We start from the raw sequence: 22,913 nt of genomic DNA, 5'->3' as shown, positions 1-22,913 counted from the left end.
TGGAAACTTACAACGATAAAATAAATAAATAAAGAGACATGACCACATCCGTATTGATCAAACTGGAGAATCTGAGCAAATATTATACAGAAGGTGAAACTCAACGTTTAGTGTTTGAAGAGCTGAACTTAGAGATTCATGCCGGTGAGTTTATTGTGCTGTTGGGGCGTAGTGGCTCCGGCAAGTCCACCTTGCTGAATATTATGAGTGGAATTGATGCACCCAGTTCCGGTAGGGTTGTGATCGATAACAAGGATCTGACTGCGCTGAATGAACACGACCGCACGGTTTTTCGGCGCAATAACATTGGTTTTATCTTTCAGCTTTATAACCTCATTCCCACCTTAACAGTCCAGGAAAATGTACTTTTACCTCTGGAGCTGACCGGACGATTAAAAAAAGCTCACCATCAACATGTTGCGAAACTGCTGGGCGCGGTGGGTTTGGCGGATCGAGCCAAAAGTTTTCCAGATAAACTTTCCGGTGGGGAACAACAACGTGTTGCTGTGTTGCGTGCTCTGATACACCAACCCTTGTTGTTGTTGGCTGACGAACCAACAGGAAACCTGGATACGGATACCAGTCGCAAAGTGATGAAATTGTTGACTACGCTGGTGCGCAAGGAACAAAAGACCCTGGTGTTGGTTACCCATAACCAGGAACTGGCACAATCGGCCGACCGAGTTTTCAGAATACGGGATGGTCGCCTGATACAGGTTAACATGGGTGGCTCTGCATGAACTTGTGGAAAGTGGCAATACGCCACTATACCCATCATCCCTGGCAAATATTGCTATCGGTGATAGGCATTGCTTTGGGCGTGGCAGTTGTTGTCGCTATCGATCTGGCCAATAGCAGTGCCAGCAAAGCCTTTGAGCTATCCAGCACAGCGGTAACCGGTGCCGCAACCCACCAGATTGTCGGTGGCCCCGATCATATTGACGAACAGTTGTACAGCACCTTGAGGGCTCAGGCCGGATTGGAATTGATCGCGCCCATTGTAGAAGGGTATGGCCAGTTCAGTACCGAACAACTTCCCGAAGGACCAACTCTGCATATTCTCGGAGTGGATATATTCGCCGATATGAATTTTCGTACGCATATAGGCAACACTTTCGGCAGTCTCGATGTGGTGGAGTTTCTCACCAATCCAAAAGCCGCTATTTTACTGGACACCACGGCGGCGCAATATGGACTGGCCTTGGGTGATGAATTCTATATGACTGTCCGCGGTATCAAATACTTGTTCGAAACCGTCGGTTTGGTGAGAACCGAGGACAGCATGAATCAACAAGCTTTACAGACCATTGTGATTGTTGATATTGCGACAGCCCAGGAAATTCTGGGGATGCAGGGGCGATTAAGCCAGATCGATGTGCAATTACCTGAGGGCGAAGCAGAATCCATCAAGCAAAGGATACTGTCTCATTTACCTGAAAACGCCTCACTGGTTTCCGCGAATGCCCGTACCCATGCTCTATCACAATTAAGTAATGCGTTTCAGACCAACCTCACCGCCTTGAGTCTTCTGGCATTATTTGTCGGTTTGTTTTTGATTTACAACACTATGATTTTTTCCGTGATCCAACGCCGTGAGATATTAGGTTACTTGCGAACCTTGGGGGTGACGCGTTCGGAAATTTTTAAATTGATCTATGTGGAAGCGGGAATCATCGGCTTGATCGCCACGGTGCTGGGCGTATTTATTGGAATTTTGTTGGGCAGCGGTTTGTTACACCTGGTTACCCGGACGATTAACGATTTGTACTTCGTGGTAACTGTTAATGAATTGAACATTTCCAATGGCTCAATTATTAAAGGTATGATTCTGGGGATGGCTGCTACCCTGGCCGCTGTGTTCATTCCGGCCTATGAGGCCACTAAATCCACCACTCGCAACGCGTTTTCCCGGTCGGCCATGGAGATTAGCTTTCTTCGCACCATGAAAGTGTCTTCCTGGGTAGGCTATGTATTGTTGCTGGTGGGCTTAAGCATATTGTATTTGCTCAGTGACAGTTTGCCGGCCAGTTTTGCGGCTTTGTTTATTATTGTTTTGGGCTTTGCTTTACTGGTGCCCATCATGACCCTGGCATTGTTGAAAATGCTGACGCCATTGATGCGAGCCTTGTTCGGGGAGCTAGGCAATATCTTCACCCGCGGTGTGTTAACGTCCTTCAGTCGTTCCGGCGTGGCCATAACCGCCTTGAGTATTGCGGTGGCCACCAGTATCGGCGTGACCGTGATGATCGATAGTTTTCGCAATTCGGTAGTGGTTTGGCTGGATGCTACCTTGCAGGCGGACATTTACGTAGCACCGGACGGTATTGCGTCTGATTTGAATAAAGGCGGCTTATCCATGGTGTGGGTAGACCGTTTCAAACAAATTGAGGAAATAAAAGATATCGGGGTTTCACGTCGAGTTCAAATTTATACTAAGGACGAACTTGTACAGATACTGGCAGTGAATATGCCGCGTCGCTCGTTTTCTAAGTTTCGCATAATCGAAGGCGATCAGGAAAATGCGATGAACGACTTTTTCGATAATGACGCAGTGTTGATTTCCGAGTCCTTTGCATTTCATCATAAGCTAACCGTGGCGGACCATTTGATGTTGCCTACGGATCAAGGTGAGCATCTATTTAAAATAGCCGGCGTTTATACCGATTACGGTTCTGAGCGGGGTGTCGTCGCAATGAACCGAAAGACGTATTTGCGCTATTGGAACGATAAGAGTATTTCTTCGTTGGCAGTGTATGTGAAGCGAGATGACAACATTGCAACGGTGATGAAAAAAATGCAGGAAATTGTAGATAAAGAGTTGGCAAACCCCTACAAATTAGTAAAGGAACAGCGTTTATTGATTCGTTCCAATGAGGTTCTGCGCGAAGGTTCCATTCGCATTTTTGATCGGACCTTTGCTGTGACTCAGGTATTGCGTTTGCTTGCTATTATCGTGGCGTTTGTGGGAATACTCAGCGCACTTATGGCCATTCACATAGAAAAAAGCAGAGAGATTGCCTTATTAAGAACCATCGGTCTCACTCCCCGCCAAGTCTGGTTTGTGATCAGTGGCGAGTCGGGGCTTATAGGCGGTCTGGCCGGCATCCTGGCGATTCCATTGGGCCTGGCACTGGCAGCTATTTTGATTGTGGTGATCAATCGCCGCTCCTTTGGTTGGAGTATGGATATAACTCTGGAACCCATGGTGTTGTTTCAATCCGTATTTTTAGCCGTGGTTGCTGCCTTGCTTGCCGGTGCGTTTCCGGCGGCTAGAATTTCCAGGGTTCAGCCTGCCGACGCTTTAAGGGAAGAGTAGCGCATGATCCGTCCTATACTAATAACTGTGTTGGTGGCGCTCTTGATTGTCGCCTGTGATAAAAAAACCGTGAGTCAGGATGGTGCCGGCGTACTACAGGTGGCCGATATACTAAATGCGGACTCCAGTGGGGGATTTGCCCGTGTCCACAGAACCAAGAAGTTTGAGTTTCCGGATGATCATCTGGCTCATCCCGAGTATAAACATGAATGGTGGTATTTCACCGGAAACCTCTCGTCTCAGGCAGGACATCGTTTTGGGTATCAACTGACTTTGTTTCGGTTCGGCCTGATTCCCGATAGCCAGGAAATTTACAGCAGTGACTATATGTCCAGCAGTGGCAGCAGTAAGTTTCATTCCTCAAACTGGCGGGCCAATCATTTCTATATGGCACATTTTGCCATAACGGATGTAAGTGCCAATAAATTTTCCAGCTATGAAAAATTTTCCCGTAAGGCACTGGGCTTGGCTGGTGCGCAAGCGCTGGGGAGTGCTAAGGATAGTAAGGGTATAAAATTGTGGTTGGATGATTGGCGAGTGGAGTCTCAAGGGGATGGTGTGTTTCCGCTAAAGGTCACTGCTTCCAAGAATGATCTTAAGATCGACTTGTTATTGAAGCCGGAAAAACCCGTAGTATTGCATGGCTTTAACGGATTGAGTCAAAAAGGAAAAAAACAAGGCAATGCCTCATTTTACTACTCCATAACCCGCCTGGACACTCAGGGAACCCTGGCCGCTAACGGGACCACTTACAAAGTATCCGGAAACAGCTGGTATGACCGGGAATGGTCTACGTCGGCGCTGGAAGCGGATCAACGGGGTTGGGACTGGTTCTCTCTGCAACTGAGTGACGGTCGGGATATAATGTTTTATAAACTGCGCCGTAAAGATGGTACTTCGGACGAGTTTAGCAGCGGAACCTTGGTGGGGTTGGGTGAACAATATCGCACTTTACCCGCTGAAGATGTGGTGGTGGAAGTAAAAGATTATTGGGTCAGCCCACACTCCGGTATTAAGTATCCGTCCGCATGGACCTTGACCATACCGAAAGATCAATTAGAACTTAGCATTGAGCCCCTGGTGGCAGATCAGGAACATAATTTGGTGTTCCGATACTGGGAAGGGGCAGTCAAGATCAGTGGCTATCAGTATAAGGGGAATTCCAATAAAAAACTCACCGGCTACGGTTATGTGGAGTTGGCAGGGTATCAAGCCCCAGTGCAATAATTCTTATAAGTCTTTTTTGCTACACTTACACTTACTGAAACTTTGTTTAACTCTGAAAAAAAGCTCTCATATCTCATCCAACGGGTTAATTCGGAGTTCTTAAATTTTGAAATTCGGTAAAAAATAAGGCATGAAAAAATTCATTGGTAATTCGGCAATGGTTGTTTGCATTGCGCTGTTGCTCAACGGTATGGCCCATGCGGTGGTGCCGCTGCGAATATTGAAATGGACGGTGCAAGCGGCAGATGACACGATCGCCTCCCATACCAAAGTGATTAATTCCGGACGTTTGCAAGGTAGTGCTTTAGTGAAGCGCTATTGGGAACGTGGACGCCACTACGTTTCGTTGAATCAGTATGCACTGGCTATTACGGACTTCGGCTCAGCCATCAAATTGGACCGTTCTTTTGCGCAGGCGTACATAGACCGGGCTTTGGCGTATGCCAAGCAGGAAAACTACAAACTGGCATTTAACGATTTACACATGGCGGGCAAAATAGAACCCAACAACAGCCATGTTTATGCCACACGCGGGGCGATGTATTTTTTGTTAGGGCGGTATCAACAGGCACAAAAGGATTTTTTATTGTATCTACAGATTAAACCCCGTGACATGTATCGCATGTTATGGTTGGTTTTAAGTGAGAAGTATCAAGATCCGTCCAGCAAAAGCGTGGTGGCTTCAATGGTGCAGGGGCTGGATTTGAATGCCTGGCCGGGCGCTTTGCTGCGTTTGTATTTGAATCAGGTTACGGCCGAGGATTTGGTAAAAGTGTTGGCCGGAGCCGAGATGAAACGCGGTCACAAGTGTGAAGCTTATTACTATCTAGGGCAGTATTATCTTTTGCAAAATGATCGGATCAACGCCAAACGCCTATTTCAGCAGGCAATAGCCACCGGTGCCACGGATTACACTGAGCACCAGTTTGCCATGGCCTATCTAGAAAAATTGGAGCGCATCAATCCTTGACACTAATCCGAGTCGATTGTTGACTGAAATACCGCTCAGTACAACAATCGCTCAGTACAACAATAGTACAACAACCGTCTGATTCAAATCGGATTTAGAAGTGTCCTTCCTGTTGCATTGCCACCAGGAAGATGATGAATAAGACAACCCAAAGTGTGACAGATAGCATAACTTTCTCCTATTCAATTAAATAGTCAATAGTTTTTATGTCGACCGTACCACTCCGTGTCTTTAGGTTTATTCCAGATTATCGGATAATGTCAGTGTAGCAGAAGATGGGGAGTGTGCAGCGATGCCGGGTAGAATGGAATTTAGCTTTGATTATCAAAGTGTTAAAGGGAAAACGCCAAAAAAGCAACAAGGCGGTTTTAACATAGTAATTTTAGGGGATTTCAGTGCTGACGGAGATGGTCAGAGGGAGTTAAAACCTATTTGCATGGATTTGGATAATTTTGATTCGGTGCTCCAAAGTTTATCACCACAGCTTAATATCACCTTACCCATTCCTTTTGGCGAAAATATACAGATAACAATCAATGACCTGGACGATTTTCATCCGGATCAATTGTATTTGAAACTGGATCTGTTTAAACCCTGGCGGGAGCTGCGGGTGCGGCTATTGGATCCGCCCCGGTTCGCAGCTGCCGCAAGCGAATTGCAACAAATGCTGAATCGGGAAATTAACGGTGCGCTCATCGAGCCGGAACCCGCTGTGGCAGTGCAACAGGCGGACACGGCGGCTGGGGAGGGAGGCTTGTTTGATCAGCTTTTACAGGATCGTCCCGCCACTCTATCTACCGACAAAGTGGAAATCTCACCACGCAAAAGCCAGATTGATTCGTTTCTACAGAAGGTGATTTCACCCCATGTGGAAACCGGAGCGGATCAGGATTTGCCACGCTTGCTGACCCTGTTGGATGAAGAAGTTGCCAAACGCATGCGCTGTATTTTGCATCATGGGGCATTTCAGGCCCTGGAAGCCAACTGGCGCTCTTTGTATGAGACGGTGACCCGTCTGGAACTGAATTTGGATTTGAAACTGTATGTGTTAGATCTCAGCCAGAACGCTTTGGCACAGTCACTGTCCTCTGACTCGCTGCAGGACTGTCCGCTTTATTCCATGCTCGTGGAGCAAGCGGTGCAACGCCTGGATGGCGAGCCCTGGGCACTATTAGCCGGTTTGTATTATTTCGGGGATAACGATGTTGATATGGCAGTGTTACAGAAAATGGCAGCGTTGTCCGAACAGGCAGGCGGGCCGTTCCTAAGTGCCCCGGCAACCAGTTTGTTGTCCGGCCTACAACAAGGTAATCTACATTGTGCGCAGGCTTGGCAGACATTACGTTCACAGGAAAATGCCCGACATCTGGGCTTGATATTGCCTCGTCTGTTGTTGCGCACACCTTATGGCCAATCCGCTGAGGAAATTGAACAGTTTCGCTTTGAGGAACTGGAGTGGGATCGTTCGGGTTTACCACAACACGCTGACTATCTATGGGGAAACGGTGCGCTTGGTGCCGTCATTTTATTAGGGCAGGGCTTCAGTAATGCGGCTTGGCAATTTCGTCCCGAAGCCTGTTTGGACTTGGGCGATTTACCCTTTCATAGCTATAAACACGACGGTGAAGCGCATATGAAACCCTGTGCCGAAGTGTTTTTAACGGAACGGGAAGGACAGGAATTACTGCAATTGGGTTTTATACCCTTGTTGAGTTATCGCAATCGCAACGGGGTTCGCTTGATGGGGTATCAATCCTTATCCAGTTCCGGGGCAAGCATCCAAGGACAATGGGGCTGAACCGCCGCCTCAATCTTCGGGCTGATCGGTTTCTTCTTCCTCGTCAGCAATGGACTGCATGGCTTCAAGCACGTGCTGTTCAAAGCGTTGTGCTTGCGCTTCGATTTCCTGTAAGCGGGTTAAATCTTCGTCCTTACGGCGAAGTCGGTGTTTAATGGCATCAATAAACATAAAGTACTCATCGCTAGGGTTGCTGGAGGTGCTTTTGTTATAGTCGGATACTGCCCGTAAAACTTTACCGGAGACTTCGATGGGGCAAAAAATAATCTATGAAGGTCAAGTGGTTAATGTGACGACGCAAACCACCGTTTTACCCAATGGGCATGAGTTTGAAATGGAAATTGTACATCACCCCGGTGGGGCCGCCGTGGTGGCGGTCAATGACAAAAAACAAGTTTGCCTCTTGAAACAATTCCGTTGTGTTATGGATGAGTGGTTGTGGGAATTGCCGGCAGGTAAGATTGATCACATGGAAGACCCTCTGAATACGGCAAAACGGGAGTTGACGGAGGAGACCGGTGTTCTTGCTACTCAGTGGCAGTCGTTGGGGTACTGCATCAGCTCACCCGGTGTGTTTACAGAAAAAGTACATCTATATTTGGCAGGGGATTTACACTTCTCTACGGCACAACCCGAGCCCAGTGAAGTGTTTCAAGTGCACTGGATAAATATGCAAGAGGCTTGGCGCATGGCCGAGGCGGGGGATATTAGTGATGCAAAATCGGTGGTAGGATTATTTCGGGCTCTGGTTAAAATTTATCCTGGTCTTGCGCAAATATAGAAAAAGAAAAGCTTTTATAGCGAGAATCCATATAACTTTATCTGTAAAGCCGTGATACACTAAGGCCTTACTTAGGTGTTATACGCAGGGGTAATGCAAACACTACTAATCGCGTAACTCAGTGGCACATAGGTTGATCAGGCCTACGTTGCACATGGGAGCGTTAAGAGCTACGTGATGTTGTTATTAGACCAAAAGTGAAAAAGTAGCGGAAACTGACTATGACAGCCAAAGCGAATCATTCGCTCTATTTTGTAAACAAGTGGGTGGATTTTTTCTGTATAGGGGGTTCATCTTTCCTGCTGTTTGTTGCTTTTTGGTTGTTTTACACAGATGCGCGCACGCCACAGGTGATCACCCTGGCCATTATTCTGCAATGGTTTATAAACTGGCCTCACTTTTCAATGTCCACCTACCGTTTGTATCAATCCAAAGCCAATATTGAACAATATCCGGTGACGGCTTATGTGATACCTTTTGTTGTTTTGGGCGGCTTATTACTATCTTTTGCCTATCCTACCTTGGTTGCACCTTATTTTGTTAAGTTGTTCATGTTGTGGTCACCGTACCACTACAGCGGACAAACCATTGGGATAACCTTTCTGTATTGCATGCGTGCCGGTATCAAGCTGAATGCGTTCGAACGCCGGGTATTCATCAGTTTCATTCTGTTGAGTTATTTGCTCTCTACTGTGCGTGCTGAAGTCAGTCGTGACGGTTATGATTATTACGGGGTTAAGTACCCCAGTTTTTCCGTACCGCAGTGGCTGGCAGATACCATGGAAGTGGGAATGTGGGTTGCCATGGTATTGTTTGTAGTGGCTGTCATCTTTTGGGTTCGTAAAAACAAGCGTATGATTCCACCCATTGTGTTACTTCCGGCAGTCACCCAATATCTTTGGTTTATACAAGCTGTGTACATGCCATCCTTTCAGGAATTTGTACCCTTGTTCCACAGCTTGCAATATATGTTGATCGCATGGGGCATACAGCTGAAAGAGAAAATGGATCTAAAACAGATCAAACCATCCAGAACATACGCTATCCTGGAAACCAGTCGCTGGTATGCTATTAATGTCCTGGGCGGTATTGCTTTGTTTTATTTGTTTCCCAAAATAGGTGGGGTGTTTGGAACTACCACTTTTTTCGCAATCGCCGTTACCTCTGCTGCGGTACAAATACATCATTTCTTTGTTGATGGCGTGATATGGAAACTGCAAAATAGAACCGTGTCGCATCCACTGAAAATGCAGTTGACCGATGTAACCGGAGAATCGGGTGATGCCAAGTTGAATCCTACCTGAGGAATTTCTCATTAACTCCGTGAATGACCTTTATGAGAACAGAATCGTTAATTACTTTGTTGCAAAACGTTGGAATATTCACGATGTTCCCTGTGTTTTTACTCTCGGGTTTATGGAATATGAGCATGGATGCGGAATCTTGTCGTCTCGTAACTAAGCAATCCGATCCCATCTCCGCTCATCCGGGGATAAATCAAAGATTCCAAATTGTTCGGGGGAGCATAGATTGAGTTTACCAGCGCTTAAACAGCATGCCGTTGTAGTGAAATTACCAGTGCTCTTACTTGCGATGCTGTATTGCATTGTTGCAAGTGTGTCCCCGCAAGCGGTGGAGTATGACAAGGCTCTGAGTATCGAAAAACAAAATGATCAAAGTACGAGCGCAAAGAGTACAAATTCACAGAGTACAAATTCACAGAGTACAAATTCACAGAGTTTAAATGCACAAAGCGCCAGTCCAGGGGATCAAAACGCCGCGAAAACCACCAGCCAAACGGTGCTGACACAGTGGCAGGAAACCGGTGTTGCGGATCCGCAAAATCCCAAGGTATCCAATCAATACATTGTGCTGTCTACCAATTATGGTCCCTTGCTGTTGGCTTTGTATCCCGATGTTGCACCTCAGCATGTAACACACATACTTAACATGGTGCGAGCGGGAATGTACGATACGACTGATTTTTTTCGTATCGAGCCGGGTTTTCTGATTCAGTTATCTCAAGTGGAGAGTCGTAGTACACCGCTGAGCGTATCTCAGCGGCAGTTGATCAAACAAATTCCTGGTGAGTTCAGCCAAATTAAACACCGAAAAGGTAAGCTTACCATGGCGCGTTGGGATAACAACGTCAACAGCGCTTCGAGTTCTTTTTGTATTATGTTGGGAGATGCACCGCATTTGGATGGTGCATACACCATTTTCGGACATTTGGAGAGTGGTGGCTCGGTGGTTAATAAAATGCTGGGAGGGCGTATTGACGATCAAAATCGACCCAAAAAACGAATCCAGGTCGATAGAGCTTATGTGCTGACTGATCTTGTTGCTCATTATGCAAAATATCCTTTTGATCCTCCTGAAAAAATAGGTGATCAGAATGAAATTGCGGCAGCTACCCAGGCGTTAAAAGCGGCTAACCCCTTGGACTATTCTTTGGAAAACCCACTGATCAGTCTGATTGCTATTTTAGCGGTGGTGATGATTGCGGTGGGCGTATTGGGTTTCTTTCTATTTAAGCGTATTTCGAAAAACCGTTTGTTGTCGCTGTTGCTGGTTAATGTTTTGATCAGCTCTTTTATTTTGTTATTGATATTTGTTCCTGTAGGCCACGATAATTCTTGGGTGGCTGCTTTGCTATTCATGGCTGCGTTTGGTTTGTTTCAGCTTATGAGCCGGTTTGAAAAAAATAACTAAAATTTAACTCCAGCGCTTTAGCGCGGGCAGAACAAGAACAAAGTAATAATATAACAATAAGGAGTCTCGTATGAAAACACCATGGGCAATGATCTTAGTATTCCTTTTTACGACGTCTGTATGTTCTGCCAGAGAAATATCCGGTGTAGTGTTTCCGGAATCGGTTTCTGTGCAGGGCAGTAAACTGGTCTTAAACGGCGCGGGTATACGCAGTAAATTTTTCTTTAGTATTTATGTCGGAGCTTTGTATTTGTCGGAACGTGCTGCAAAGCCGCAAGACGTTTTCGATAATGCCAATAGCAAGCGAGTCGTGATGCACGTATTGTATAAAGATCTGGAAGCGGCAAAAATTACGGCGGCTTGGGACGAGGGTTTCAAGAAAAATAATAGCTCCAAGGATTACGAATCACTACAGGATCGCCTGCAAACTTTCAACAGTTTTTTTAACGACAGTAAAACCGGAGACGTGATCCTGTTGGACTATATTCCTGACAGTGGAACCCGCATGACGTTTAACAATGAGTTGCGCGGTACCATACCGGGCAGGGATTTTTACACTGCGCTGTTAAAAGTTTGGCTGGGTGATCGTCCGGCAGATAGCAATCTCAAAGAAGCTATGTTGGGTCAGGATTAAACCCGGGTAATTCGGCGGCAGCGTTGGCGATTTTAACGTCACAGCCAACGCTCTATAAAATCAGTGATAAAGGTTTCGGGTTTACTGCTGTAAAAACGTTCTTTTTCTTCGCCGTCACGAATCAACAATACGGTGGGAAATCCGCGTACCTGATAACGGCCCGCGATTTTCATATTGTCTTCTTCATCCACATCCATTTTGAGAAAGTCCACCGACTGGGAGTATTGTTGCGCCACTCTATCTAAGATAGGAGCCAACACCAGACAGGGTGGGCACCACTGAGCCCATAAATCCAGCAACACGGGTTTGTCGTAAGAAGCCTGAATTACATGGGTTTCAAAATCATCCAAATTAATACTTTTCATAGGCTTCTGATTATATCCACGACTCTGGTGGAAGGGTGCTTTGAGGGAGATTTTTCTGAGATGGGTTCTGCTTGCCGGGTTGCGGTGATTTGCGTTGAGAAAAAGGAACTTCCACAGAAGATTGGACTTTTTGGCGCAAGTTGAGCAAGTATTGCTCCATTCTGTGTGCATTTATATTCGTTTTACCCGGTTTTTCTTTAATTAAATCAATACTGCGTAAGATTCCATCCAAGCCGGTCACTTGGGTGTAATAAGGGCCGGGCAATAGCAGAATTTCATCACCCAGGTGCCAGAAGATATCCAGCTCCCATTGCATGGCTTGACTCAAATCCACAGGGGGGACTAAGGGCACTATGTCCTTTTCTGTGACCAGTCGCAATATGGGTAGATGTGCGAATCGGTTTGATGCTTTGCGATCACTGAGTTTGGGTTGTCCGAATGTGGTGACACGTTGTATTTTGAATCCCTCATGATCCAGGTACATGGATAGCAGCACAGCCACTGCGCCGCCCAAGCTGTGACCGACAGTTGAGACGAAATACGATTTATTTAAACGTCCGGCGATTGCCGCGTAGACGGCATCTGCCGCTTCGGTAAAACCTTGATGAGATCGAATGGGAATATGATCATTTTCAATTAACTTGGCATCCAGATCGGTGATGGTATTGCCCAGATTATCCGTGCCGCGTACGGCGATCAAGGTAGAGCGGGTATGACGGTTTTCTGCAATAAAAAAGCGTAAGGTGCCGTTTAAAACCCTGCCGGTGTGTATCAAGTGGTATCCGTTATCGCGGCAAACCTGTTTAATTTCAGTAGTGGTTTCGTAGGCCGCGTTGGCAAAGCGCGCCAACTGATAGACCTGCGCCATGTCGGGTGTCTGGGTTGCCGTCGCCTGACTGAAGATGCCAAACGCAGCAGCGATGCACAGCAATTGCCGTCTTACGTCCGGCCAACCCTGCGTCGCCAATATTTCCCTGTAGGTATTCAATGACTAATTCAACATGGTGCTTTGCAGCAATGTATATCCGTTTTGAATCGCCGCCGCCACAGACTGGCCAAAACAAGCAAACACCAGGCAAAGCTTAATGCCCCACCGCCACTGTCACCGCCGCGGGGTGGTTCATTGTCCCGGTTTACGGCGGAAATGGAGTGTACATTGCCGAGATCGTAACTGCTGTCATTGGAGCTTGAGGATGAGATCTGTACTTGATAGCTGATATCACCATCCGGACTAAAATCATCTTCTCCTCTGACCGTGACTTGTTGGGGGGTATTGTAGTTACTGGGGTTGAATGTCAGGCGAGTTGTTTGGACATACGAGCCTGAGCCATTGTCCAGTACACGAGCCTCGGTGATGTCAGAACTGCTAACGTCGATGTACACATTACCCCCCAAAGGTGCTTTTTCGAGGAAAATTTCTATAGTGGCTGTCGCCCCCTCTTCGGTGGTGACCAAACCCCCGGTAGGCGTGACAATGATCGCGGACGAAACATCGATATTGATCGCAGGGATCGGGGCGACCTGCATACCGGCGTAGCTGGGATCACCGGAAACCAAAAATTGGATTTGATAGTTGACATCGACACTGTCCCCATCACTGGCTCCGGTGATGGTTACGGTTTGTGGCGTAGACCAGTTGCTTGGTGTAAAGGTGAGGTTAAGACTGTTATTCGTGTTCACAGTCCCTTCCGTAGGATCGGAGCTTTGGACCGTGATGACGACGTTGGTCGCCGGTTGGGTTTGTAATGCCACCGTAAAGGTGTCTGTGGTGCCATCCTCGGAGGTTTGAAGTTGCGCCGGGGCAGTGACCGTAATGCCCGGGTTGGCTACTGATCCGTTGTCTATGTTGGTCACCAATACGGTTTCTTGCAGACCGGAGTTATGATAGGGACCGTTGGTGCTGGTGTTGCTGACAAAAACGGATATTGAATCCACTACATCCCCATCACGAGTCGCATCATCCAATCCGGTTATGGTGAACGTCTGTTGGCCCCAGTTCGTGTCAGTGAAGGTAATACTTTCAGGCGATACCTGATGCTCTGTGGTATCGTAATTCGTGCTGACTACAACTACAGTGCCGGGTCTGGGAGGGCTTGTTAATTCCACTTGGATGTCCACCGAACTTCCGGTTTCATTGGTGATCAGGGCGGTTCCTGCCGTCACCATCATGCCGGGTGTTTCATTATCAATATTGGTTAAATCTATGCGATCGATAACCGCGAGGCTGTAAACCAAATCGGTAGATTGGGGGCTGTCGAACAGAATGCTGTAGGGTCTGTTACCGTCAACATAATTATCGTCCTGACCTCTTACAGTCACAGTTTGTGGTGAAGCCCAGTTCGTTGGTGTAAATATCAGCTGAGCCGACGGTGGATTGCTGATATTGCCTTCACCAGGCAGGTTGCTGAGCATGTTTAAGGTGACATTGGCTGTGGGTTGTGACCTCAGTTGTACCTGAAAGGATGTTTCCGCTCCATTTTCAGAAGTTTCCGTTATTGTCGGCTGGGTAACGGTTACGCCCATTGTTTCACCATTGGGCAGGTCATTATCCAGATTAATCATAGTGAAATTTTGAGTAGCAATGCCTGCGTTTTGGTATATGGCATCGGTGGTTAGGGTGTTGTCGGTTTCCAGTAAGAATTCCAGTTGATATTCCTGATTGCCATCCACAATAGTATCGTCTATGCCCTGGACGCTGATGGGTTGTTCGAAGTTCCAGTTGTCAGCGTTAAATATTATGGGCAGGGTGACGGAAATGGATGCTTCGTCGGCATTAATGCCGGTGATGCGGGCAGTTATTGCCACCTGCGTTCCAATAGTGGGTCGGCTGGTGAGTTTTATAAAAAAATGTGCCGTCTGGCTTTGTTCCGTCGTGATCAATTGATCCGGCGCTCTAATTGTAAATCCCGGTGAGGCAACATTATTGACGTTCCAGTTAGTAGCCGTGACAGAGGCGGATAAGGCGCCATCACTTAGACTAATTTGTACGGGTTGGTCAGCATCCGTGAGATTATCGGTCTGACCTGACAACGAGAGCGTTTGTACGGTATTCCAATTGGTGCTGGTAAACGTCAGGGTTGTGGGGGAAACTGAGATTTCACTGGGTAGGGAACTGGCTATGTTCAATTGAACAACGGCGCTGGGTGGGGCGCTGAGAACCACACTTAAGGTCACCGTATGGCCTGCTTCAGTGGTAATGATACCTTGGGCAGGATATACGAGAATGTCAGGCGTTGTTGTAGCCTCATAAGCACCACGGTCGCAGGTGCCGCTGCGCTGAGCGCCGCGCTGATCGTACAATAGTGTACAACTGCCGCTGTCGATGGCTGCACTGCCGCTGTTCAAAGCGTGGCTGAGTCCCGGGCCGCCATTGTTTGCCAAAGGGCCTATGCCCAGTTGGACTGCAGTGGCGTTGCTGATGTCAGTGGTGTCACTGCCGTTGAGAGTACAATTGGTGGTATCACCAATAAGATTATAACCGGCGGAACTGATGCTGTTGCAATTGGCTGGACTGGCGTTAACCGAATTATTGGCTAAGATGGAATTGCTCAAAGTGAGATTGCCCAGGTTGTATATTCCGCCAGTGCCCATGGTGCTTTGGTTATCCGCTATTGTACTGCTGTGTAACGTTAAGATGCCGGTGGCCTGATTGTTGATGGCGCCACCGTTAACTTGTCCGGTTCCATGGCTGGCGCTATTACCACTAAATGTGGTGTTGCTCACACTGGCGTTACCCATATTGTACAGAGCCCCGCCGCCTTGATTGGCTCGGTTATTATCAGTGACTTGATTATTGCTGAAACTGCTGTTGTTGATTTGCAAACTTTGAGTGGAGTTGCTGTCACCGTAGTAATAAATCGCACCGCCAAAACGCGTGGCACTATTGTTTTGAAACTGGCTGTTGTTGATGTTGACTATGACATTGTTTCCGGCGGTGGCGATGGCGCCACCGATTGTGGCTTGGTTGTTGTAAAACACCACATTGTCGATAGTGAGAACGGCGACCTGAGTGGTGCCGGAGATTCGAATAGCCCCACCGGCACCGGAAGATTTCGCGTGGCCGTTGGTTAAACTGAGATTGGACAGTGTCAAACTTTGACTGGCCAAAAAAATACGCGTGCTGTCACCGCCATCCAATACAGTGGCTCCGGGGCCACTTCCGGTAATCACAATGGCTTTGGTTGAACTGATATTGGTACGATACACGCCCGGTGATACCTGGATTTCATCACCGTCCACCGCGTCGGTAAACGCCGATGCTACGTTGCAATAGGGAGTATCTGCCGGCAAACCGGTGCGCGTGTCATTGCAGTCCAGATCGCTGTTGTTGACCTTCAGAATGGCTGCTTGCGTAGACAATGTGCTAAGGGTAAAGAGTGTGGCGATATAGCATACGACCGCGAACCGGCCCTGTGACAGTTTCATAGTGTGCCCCCGAGTGGCACATTAACTCTTTGTATTGTATAGATTATGTGCCACGGTTGTGTAGAAATCCGATGGTCTGTGATACAGCCACCTTGATGCGTCCCCTTGATCCTTAATATACCGAAAACAGGTGGATCAGTGCAAATTGAGGTAATGTTCCCCTGGGCCGGAATTAAACACCTAAATTTCGCTGAATTTTGTCACGATGTTTTTTAAAAAAAGCCGTACGAGTTCGCGGATTATGTTTCACCGGAGCGGGTAGGGTGGCGGCCAACTCGATGGCTTCCTGTTGTGTTAGTTTTCCGGCGGGTTTTCCAAAATAGTACCTTGCCGCTGCATCTACACCATAAACTCCGCGCCCAAACTCAGCAATGTTCAAATAGATTTCCAAAATGCGCTTTTTACCCACGTTTTTTTCCATAGCCCAAGTAATAATGGCTTCGTGTAATTTTCGCAACGGTGATTTCGAAGTGGTTAGAAAAAGGTTTTTCACAGTTTGCTGGGATATGGTGCTGGCTCCATAGACAAAGCGTCCTTTGCGTAAATTGTATTCCATGGCTTTTTGAAATGCCTCCTCGTCAAATCCATCGTGTTTATAGAAGCGGCTGTCTTCTGCCACTACCACGGAGCGAAGCATTGTCTTTGGAATTTTCGATAGTGGAATGGGATTCCACTGCAAGCTCGGCCAGCCTTTGTTTTGCGTTTGCAAATATTCGTAGTCCATAATAATGCGGGATTTTTGAATCGGACCATGAATAAACTGCTCCCAGTCAGGCATTAAGCCCAGCACAAACCCGGTTTCCACTAATAGCAGGGCCAGCAGGAGAACAGCGCCGATTTTCGAGAAAAAGATCCAGCGATCTACTTTGTCAAACAGTGATTTTATCATGGTCGCAACATACCCATTTTCTATGATTCCGTTCCATTGCCATGCAAATAGTTTACCGGAGACTCAGCGCCGGGCTGATTCATTTCGACTAAACTCTGACGCCGGCGCTGGTGTCATTATGAACAAAAGGAAGTTGTTTTTTGACAGAAATGAGGTGAAAAAGTTGTGAACGATTGGAACAAATGGGTGGCCGTTATTGCAGGAGCTGTGTTGTTTACTGCCAGTTACAATACCTGGGCTGCGGATTGGCAAAAACAACGTCTACTGAATCCCGATACGCAGGATTTGGTTCTGGAGAGAGAAGGCCAGGTGTTTATCTATGACGGAATAAGTGATAAGGATATCGCTGGAGCAATGGACGCTTATTTCGAACGTATAGGTTCGATGATGTTTATAAATACCCAATGGTTCAATCCGAAATCCGGAGTGATGGAACAAGACGACGACTGCTGAACTATTTTTTCCCGGCGGCCAATGCAGCTGCCGGAGCCACCTTGGTCTGCTTGGTTGGCGGTTTTTGCAGTGGCACTACCGGTTTCACGCTCCGGAAAGCACGTGTCAACCATTGTTTGTTCATCACCATGACTATTTTCGGGTAATTTTCTCCAAAGTAGTATTGAGCCGCACATTGTTTCATTACTTCCGGTTCCTCCACGCTGGAACACCCCAGCTCGGCCATTCGGGCTTTAAACGGTGCTTTGGTACCTTTGTGGATTTTCATTGCCTCTTTGCTTAAATGCATCACGAGCCATTTGGATTTATCCATACCCGCCAGTGTGTTACGCACCATTTCAGATATTTTGTTAAACGGTGGCGGGGCGGCTTTGGGGTTTTTCCGCGCGGCGTTCAGTACGTTGGGCCAATATTTGGAATTCAGAAATGTTTCACTGATCAACATGGTCTCTATCGTTTTCAGTAATTCCTCGGCATTCACCATGTCCAGAGCGCCCTTGTCAGCGTGGAGTTCGTCCAATTGCACGCAGCGGCGGGTAAAAAACTCATAGAAGCGACTGAATCCGCTGAAAAACCAGTGGATCAATTGATCTCCAACAGCTCCGCGTTTTTTAAAAGCACGGGCATATAAGGGCCACACATGGCGTAGCTGGTTGACCCAGTTGATAATGGGATTATGACGTTTGGAATATTGAATCAACTTACGCCGTACAGCAATAGCAAAGTACTCCGGCGATAAGGTTTGTGCCAAGGGTAGACCCACGACCAAGGTGTTATGGGACAAATACGGGAAACCATTACGTGGTGTTTTCAGTAATTCTATATTGTAGCTATCGGAGATGACCAGCTTGTGCACTTGCACCAGCTTGTACGCGTCTTCCACTTCTGCAATCACTTGAAAGAGTTCTTGCGCTTTACCCGGTTCAATGGCAAGACCTTCGGGTGTCTGGAATTTTATAGTGGCTATTCGATAACTTATGAAAATGCCGAATGCCATGATCCCCAAGCAAATTCCGATGGTAATCATTGCCGGAATGGAAAGAGGTAAACTCTGGCTCAGAATCAATAATAAACTTCCAAGGACCAGCAGAGGAAAACTGTATAAAAACAGATGACCGACTACGGCCAAGGATATGGACAGGATTTGATACAGGCGCTCGAACCGGGTGGCGAATTGGTACAGCCGTTCGTTCATGGCGTTTTTTATTCGTTGATTCAGTTTTTTCAGCATTGGCATTAGCCTATAGAGGGATAAACATAATAACGGTTTCGGCTCTTCAATCTCCGTGACCCGAGTCACAAATCATATTACCGCCATTAAAACAATAGCTTGGCCTGACGCTGGAAATAGCATCCCTACCGGCTTAGTCGGAAAATTTGCCAATCGTGCCCGCCTGTTATAACTTATCGTTTTAATTTGATGATTCTTTAAAACACCATGACGGAAAAACCACCGGAAAGTAGCCAAATGGCTCGAATGGTGATGAATTTGCTGGATGATTGGAATTTGTCCAATAGTGACAAACTGAGTCTTTTGGCATTTCCAGCATCGATACGTTCTCGATCACTGCACAAATACTCTGACGGTACCCCATTGCCTGATGATCCTGAAGTGCTGAAACGGGCGGAACATCTTATTGGTATTGCTGATGCCTTACGTACCAGTTTTCCACTCAACGAGCAAATGGGTACATTTTGGTTGCACAAAATCAATAAGCGTTTCAGGAATCGAACCCCCATGACCGCTATGCTACAGGATGGTCTCAATGGTATTGTCTCAGTTCGGGTACACTTGGATTGCTCCTATGATTGGGAGATCAGTGTCCAACCCATTGATACGCAGGAATAAAGTTATCATGCGGTGGGGCTGCCGCGGTTAGAATATTCTATGGGCATTATTCGGAGTGTGTCATTGGTTTTGATGCTGGTTGGTCAAGCCTGCACTCAAGGCAGTGCTGTCCAAATAAAACCGATCGACAGTGATGCTTTACAGACGACACCCATTTCCCAGCTTACGGCCCGGGAACGTCGTTTGGCTGCCGCAATAGGGAAAAGCATTCACACTGCATGTGAATCCCATGCTCAGTGTAAAACCGTAGCTCAAGGGTTCAATCCTTGTGGGGGGGTGGGGCACTATCGTGTTTATTCCACTGCAACTACCGATGTTGAAAACCTTCAAATGCTGCTTCGTCAATACAATCAAATTAATAGCTTTTTAAATAAGAAAATGGCTCGTATGGGGGCTTGTGTTATCGTGGACAAACCGGCCACAGTTTGTGTCGCTAATCAATGTGTAACTCGTTCTCCTATGTTGAAGTAAGCCGATGTTGGAGTTAAAACTGTTATTGCTAATTGGCGTAGCTAATGGCGCCCCCATCCTGGTTAGAAAAATACTGGGGCGGCGTTTTCGTTACCCCGTGGATGGTAACGCCTGTTTTATTGATGGTCGGCCCTTGTTGGGTTCATCCAAAACCTTAATCGGTTTGCTCAGTGCCTTGCTGCTCACCCCATGGGTAGCTGTCGTTATAAATTTGCCCATGCAAGTCGGTTGGGTCATTGCCTTTTGGTGTATGGTGGGGGATATGCTTTCCAGTTTTATAAAAAGGCGTGTCGGATTACCCGTACATGCGCAAGCCACAGGGCTGGATCAGATTCCGGAAAGTTTGTTCCCGGCTTTGGCCTATCAGTACCACTATGGACTGAGTCCCGCCGGGTTAGCGCTGGTAGTATTCGGGTTTTTCTTTGCGGAAATATTCTTGTCGCGTTGGTTGTATCGTTGGCGTATACGCAATAAACCCTATTAGTCAGCCGGTTCCACTCAGCGGGAAAAAGTATGAAGGGTAATTTCCGGCCGACAATTAAGGCGTACGTTCACAATGGACGTGCCGGCGCCAACAGACGTGTAACCCTGCAGATTTTTATAGCGCCAGTCGCCTTTGCCCACATAACGGGGGCACTTGGCATCGAGGGTGATTGGTATACCACCGGGCAGGCATATTTGGCCACCGTGGGTATGACCACACAGCATGATATTGAAGTCGGCGTGCGCTGCTTGGCGGAAAATTTCCGGAGTATGGCTTAACAACAAGGATACGTCGCCTTCGGGAATTTCTTTTAAAGTTTTTTCCATGTTGTCGACTCGAAAGTAGTGAGCATCGTCAATACCCGCCAGATAGAAACGGCTGTCGTTTCGATCGATGGCCACGGTCTCGTTTAACAGCATGTGTATGCCCATTTTTTCCAGTTGCGGAACCATGCGAATGCTGTCGTGATTCCCCAATACGCCATAGACGGGGGCATTTATGCTTTCCATGATTATCTTCATTCCATCCATAGCGCCTTTAATGGAACCAAATGTGTTGGCTCGATAATCTCCTGTCAACACACAGATATCATATTGTAAAGACGCGATTCGCCGGGCTAATTCACGTGTGGTTTCAAAATTCATGTCCACATGCAGATCGCTCAAATGCAAAAGCGTGAAATCCTGCAAGCCTTGGGGTAAATGAGGGATTTTGAACGTGTTATGGTTGAGTTTGAAATTAGCAGCATTTTTCACTCCGCGCCAATACAAGCCGGAGAGTTTCAAGCAATAGCGAATTAACGCATGAGTGGAATACCAGTTTTCCGGATGAAAAAAATTCAATCCGCCGCCAAATACCCTGGGATCTGAGGCCACTTCAATGCCCAGGCGCAGTTTCGCATGGGTTTTGCCCAATCTTTTTTCAAGATAGAGCAAATCTTCCGCTAAGTCTTGGTCCAATGAGATGGCCGGGTTTTCAGTTTGCATCTTGCATCATAAGGGTGCACAACAATGGGGCTGTAGGATATGCGCATTTATCACACGTTTCAACATTTTAAATTCAATGGCATTGCACCGAAACAGTGCCGTGCAAATGGTTTGTTACGTCGATAGGTTGTGGCATCGCTTCCGCGTGCATGATACTCTCTAACGCTTTCAATATTCTGAACAATAATAGATTGTGCTGCCCATGTTAAATGAAACGGTTACCGTAGTATTAGCCGGAGGTACCGGCACTCGCTTAGCGCCATTAACTTTGGATCGGGCCAAACCCGCAGTACCCTTTGGCGGTAAATATCGCATTATAGACTTTGCTTTGAGCAACTGTCTCCATTCCGGACTACGACGGATTTTAGTCCTAACCCAGTATAAATCTCATTCTCTACAAAAGCATTTGCGTAATGGGTGGTCTATTTTTAATCCGGAGTTGGGTGAATACATTACAACGGTACCGCCACAAATGCGTACCGGTGAGAATTGGTACGAAGGAACAGCAGATGCCATTTATCAAAATCTGTATCTGATAGAACGTAGTGGGGCACAGTGGGTTTTGATTCTTGCGGGGGATCATATTTATCGTATGGATTATGAACCGATGTTGAAGTTTCACAGAGACAGCGGTGCGGGTTTGACGGTAGCATGCATGACGGTACCTATCGATGAAGCCGGTGCTTTTGGTGTATTAAGTTTGGATGAGCAAAAAAGAATTAATCATTTTGCCGAGAAACCGGAGCAGCCCCAAGCACACCCAACAGAACCCGGTATGGCGTCTGTGTCCATGGGGATTTATGTATTTTCCACGTCGCTCCTCCTCGATGTTCTGCGTCGTGATCATGGACTTGATGATAGCTCGCATGATTTCGGTAGTGACATCATCCCTCATTTATTGGAAGGAGGGCAGGTCTACGGTTACGAATTCGGTGGTAGCGACGGCCGGGTATCCCAGGATCGTTATTGGCGTGATGTGGGCACCATTGATAGTTATTATGCAGCTAATATGGATTTGCTAAAACCGTTGCCCCCTGTCGATTTGTATCAAAGTGATTGGCATGTACGGACCTACGCCGGTCAATATCCGCCGGCAAGGACGGCACCGGGGAGCTTTGGGACTGAAGGTATCTGCATCAATTCCATTTCGTCGAGCGGAACGGTGATTACCGGAGGCAGTGTGCAAAACAGTATTTTGTTCAACAACGTATTTGTGGATGAGGATTCTTTTATAGAGAACAGTTTGTTGTTCGATGGGGTCAAAGTGGGTAAAGGCTGCCGAATAAAAAACTGTATTGTGGACAAGTATGTGAATATACCCGATGGCACCGTAGTGGGGTACGATTTGGAGGCGGACCGAAAATGTTATATTCAGTCGCCCCAGGGAATCAATGTGATCGCAAAAAATCACAAATTTATAAATGAGATAACGATCCCTTGATTATATCTCTAACCGTTATAATAAAATCAGTTTTTTGTTGCAAAGCCCATCTTGTAAATATACGCTTACAACCAACTAACTAAAACTATCTGCTCTGTTTTAGCCCATACTC

The 22,913-nt window shown here is 46.9% G+C and carries 21 protein-coding genes; 14 read left to right on the top strand and 7 right to left on the bottom strand.

Translation table 11 applies throughout. From position 1 onward, the window contains the following. Positions 1–38: 38 nt before the first annotated feature. The 5 genes from OEY58_13940 (at position 39) to OEY58_13920 (ending at position 7,311) form a co-directional block, all read left to right on the top strand. The gene (locus OEY58_13940) at positions 39–740 is read left to right on the top strand and encodes an ABC transporter ATP-binding protein (GenBank protein ID MDH5326553.1); all 702 of its coding nucleotides are present in this window, start codon (positions 39–41) and stop codon (positions 738–740) included. Continuing rightward, positions 737–3,316 (top strand): ABC transporter permease, encoded by a 2,580-nt coding sequence (locus OEY58_13935; GenBank protein ID MDH5326552.1) that lies wholly within the window; start codon positions 737–739, stop codon positions 3,314–3,316. The genes OEY58_13940 and OEY58_13935 overlap by 4 nt, the downstream gene beginning before the upstream one ends. 3 nt (positions 3,317–3,319) lie before the next feature. Then, the gene (locus OEY58_13930) at positions 3,320–4,543 is read left to right on the top strand and encodes a carotenoid 1,2-hydratase (GenBank protein ID MDH5326551.1); all 1,224 of its coding nucleotides are present in this window, start codon (positions 3,320–3,322) and stop codon (positions 4,541–4,543) included. A 130-nt stretch (positions 4,544–4,673) separates the two neighbouring features. After that, positions 4,674–5,513, top strand: coding sequence for a tetratricopeptide repeat protein (locus OEY58_13925; protein ID MDH5326550.1), 840 nt, complete (start codon positions 4,674–4,676; stop codon positions 5,511–5,513). 292 nt (positions 5,514–5,805) lie between these two features. Continuing rightward, complete coding sequence (locus tag OEY58_13920) at positions 5,806–7,311, top strand: type VI secretion system contractile sheath large subunit (protein MDH5326549.1); 1,506 nt, start codon at positions 5,806–5,808, stop codon at positions 7,309–7,311. Between the two features lie 9 nt (positions 7,312–7,320). Here OEY58_13920 and OEY58_13915 read toward each other — a convergent pair whose 3' ends face one another. Further along, positions 7,321–7,482, bottom strand: coding sequence for a hypothetical protein (locus OEY58_13915; GenBank protein ID MDH5326548.1), 162 nt, complete (start codon positions 7,480–7,482; stop codon positions 7,321–7,323). 79 nt (positions 7,483–7,561) lie between these two features. On the opposite strand from OEY58_13915, the gene OEY58_13910 reads away from it, so the two are divergent. From OEY58_13910 to OEY58_13895, 4 genes are all read left to right on the top strand, one after another. Then, positions 7,562–8,092, top strand: a complete 531-nt coding sequence (locus tag OEY58_13910) for an NUDIX hydrolase (protein ID MDH5326547.1) — start codon at positions 7,562–7,564, stop codon at positions 8,090–8,092. Between the two features lie 221 nt (positions 8,093–8,313). Next, positions 8,314–9,396 carry a hypothetical protein gene (locus OEY58_13905; protein MDH5326546.1) on the top strand — a complete coding sequence of 361 codons (1,083 nt, stop codon included), beginning with the start codon at positions 8,314–8,316 and terminating at the stop codon, positions 9,394–9,396. A gap of 226 nt (positions 9,397–9,622) precedes the next feature. Next, positions 9,623–10,804 (top strand): peptidylprolyl isomerase, encoded by a 1,182-nt coding sequence (locus OEY58_13900; GenBank protein ID MDH5326545.1) that lies wholly within the window; start codon positions 9,623–9,625, stop codon positions 10,802–10,804. Positions 10,805–10,874: 70 nt separating this feature from the next. Further along, positions 10,875–11,438 carry a chalcone isomerase family protein gene (locus OEY58_13895; GenBank protein MDH5326544.1) on the top strand — a complete coding sequence of 188 codons (564 nt, stop codon included), beginning with the start codon at positions 10,875–10,877 and terminating at the stop codon, positions 11,436–11,438. 38 nt (positions 11,439–11,476) lie between these two features. On the opposite strand, the gene OEY58_13890 is transcribed toward OEY58_13895, so the two are convergent. From OEY58_13890 to mtgA, 4 genes are all read right to left on the bottom strand, one after another. Beyond that, entirely contained in the window at positions 11,477–11,803 is a 327-nt protein-coding gene (locus OEY58_13890) for a thioredoxin family protein (GenBank protein ID MDH5326543.1), read from the bottom strand. Between the two features lie 10 nt (positions 11,804–11,813). Next, the gene (locus tag OEY58_13885) at positions 11,814–12,791 is read right to left on the bottom strand and encodes a lipase family protein (protein MDH5326542.1); all 978 of its coding nucleotides are present in this window, start codon (positions 12,789–12,791) and stop codon (positions 11,814–11,816) included. An 8-nt stretch (positions 12,792–12,799) separates the two neighbouring features. Next, entirely contained in the window at positions 12,800–16,228 is a 3,429-nt protein-coding gene (locus OEY58_13880; protein ID MDH5326541.1) for a hypothetical protein, read from the bottom strand. A 172-nt stretch (positions 16,229–16,400) separates the two neighbouring features. Beyond that, positions 16,401–17,117 carry a monofunctional biosynthetic peptidoglycan transglycosylase gene (gene mtgA / locus OEY58_13875; protein ID MDH5326540.1) on the bottom strand — a complete coding sequence of 239 codons (717 nt, stop codon included), beginning with the start codon at positions 17,115–17,117 and terminating at the stop codon, positions 16,401–16,403. 165 nt (positions 17,118–17,282) lie between these two features. Here mtgA and OEY58_13870 point away from each other — a divergent pair, with 165 nt between their 5' ends. Next, on the top strand, positions 17,283–17,570 hold the full coding sequence (locus OEY58_13870) for a hypothetical protein (GenBank protein MDH5326539.1): 288 nt from the start codon (positions 17,283–17,285) through the stop codon (positions 17,568–17,570). Position 17,571: 1 nt separating this feature from the next. Here the strand turns inward: OEY58_13870 and OEY58_13865 are convergent, their stop codons facing one another. After that, positions 17,572–18,801: a hypothetical protein gene (locus tag OEY58_13865; GenBank protein ID MDH5326538.1), complete on the bottom strand. Its 1,230-nt coding sequence runs from the start codon at positions 18,799–18,801 to the stop codon at positions 17,572–17,574. Positions 18,802–19,038: 237 nt separating this feature from the next. On the opposite strand from OEY58_13865, the gene OEY58_13860 reads away from it, so the two are divergent. The 3 genes from OEY58_13860 to OEY58_13850 are packed head-to-tail and all read left to right on the top strand — an operon-like array spanning position 19,039 to position 20,374. Then, a complete protein-coding gene (locus tag OEY58_13860; GenBank protein MDH5326537.1) occupies positions 19,039–19,419 on the top strand; it encodes a DUF2384 domain-containing protein in 381 nt (126 codons plus the stop codon). Positions 19,420–19,458: 39 nt separating this feature from the next. Then, positions 19,459–19,890 (top strand): hypothetical protein, encoded by a 432-nt coding sequence (locus tag OEY58_13855; protein MDH5326536.1) that lies wholly within the window; start codon positions 19,459–19,461, stop codon positions 19,888–19,890. 4 nt (positions 19,891–19,894) lie between these two features. Further along, positions 19,895–20,374 carry a CDP-archaeol synthase gene (locus OEY58_13850; protein ID MDH5326535.1) on the top strand — a complete coding sequence of 160 codons (480 nt, stop codon included), beginning with the start codon at positions 19,895–19,897 and terminating at the stop codon, positions 20,372–20,374. Between the two features lie 14 nt (positions 20,375–20,388). On the opposite strand, the gene OEY58_13845 is transcribed toward OEY58_13850, so the two are convergent. After that, the gene (locus OEY58_13845) at positions 20,389–21,360 is read right to left on the bottom strand and encodes a metallophosphoesterase (GenBank protein MDH5326534.1); all 972 of its coding nucleotides are present in this window, start codon (positions 21,358–21,360) and stop codon (positions 20,389–20,391) included. A 202-nt stretch (positions 21,361–21,562) separates the two neighbouring features. Between OEY58_13845 and glgC the strand changes: the two genes are divergently transcribed. Next, positions 21,563–22,801, top strand: a complete 1,239-nt coding sequence (glgC, locus tag OEY58_13840; GenBank protein MDH5326533.1) for a glucose-1-phosphate adenylyltransferase — start codon at positions 21,563–21,565, stop codon at positions 22,799–22,801. Positions 22,802–22,913: the final 112 nt, after the last annotated feature.

This window comes from Gammaproteobacteria bacterium (genome assembly GCA_029882975.1).
Taxonomy (GTDB): Bacteria; Pseudomonadota; Gammaproteobacteria; order SZUA-152; family SZUA-152; genus JAJDNG01.
The sequence above is the reverse complement of the archived record's forward strand: the minus strand, read 5'-3'. Positions and strand labels throughout refer to the sequence as shown.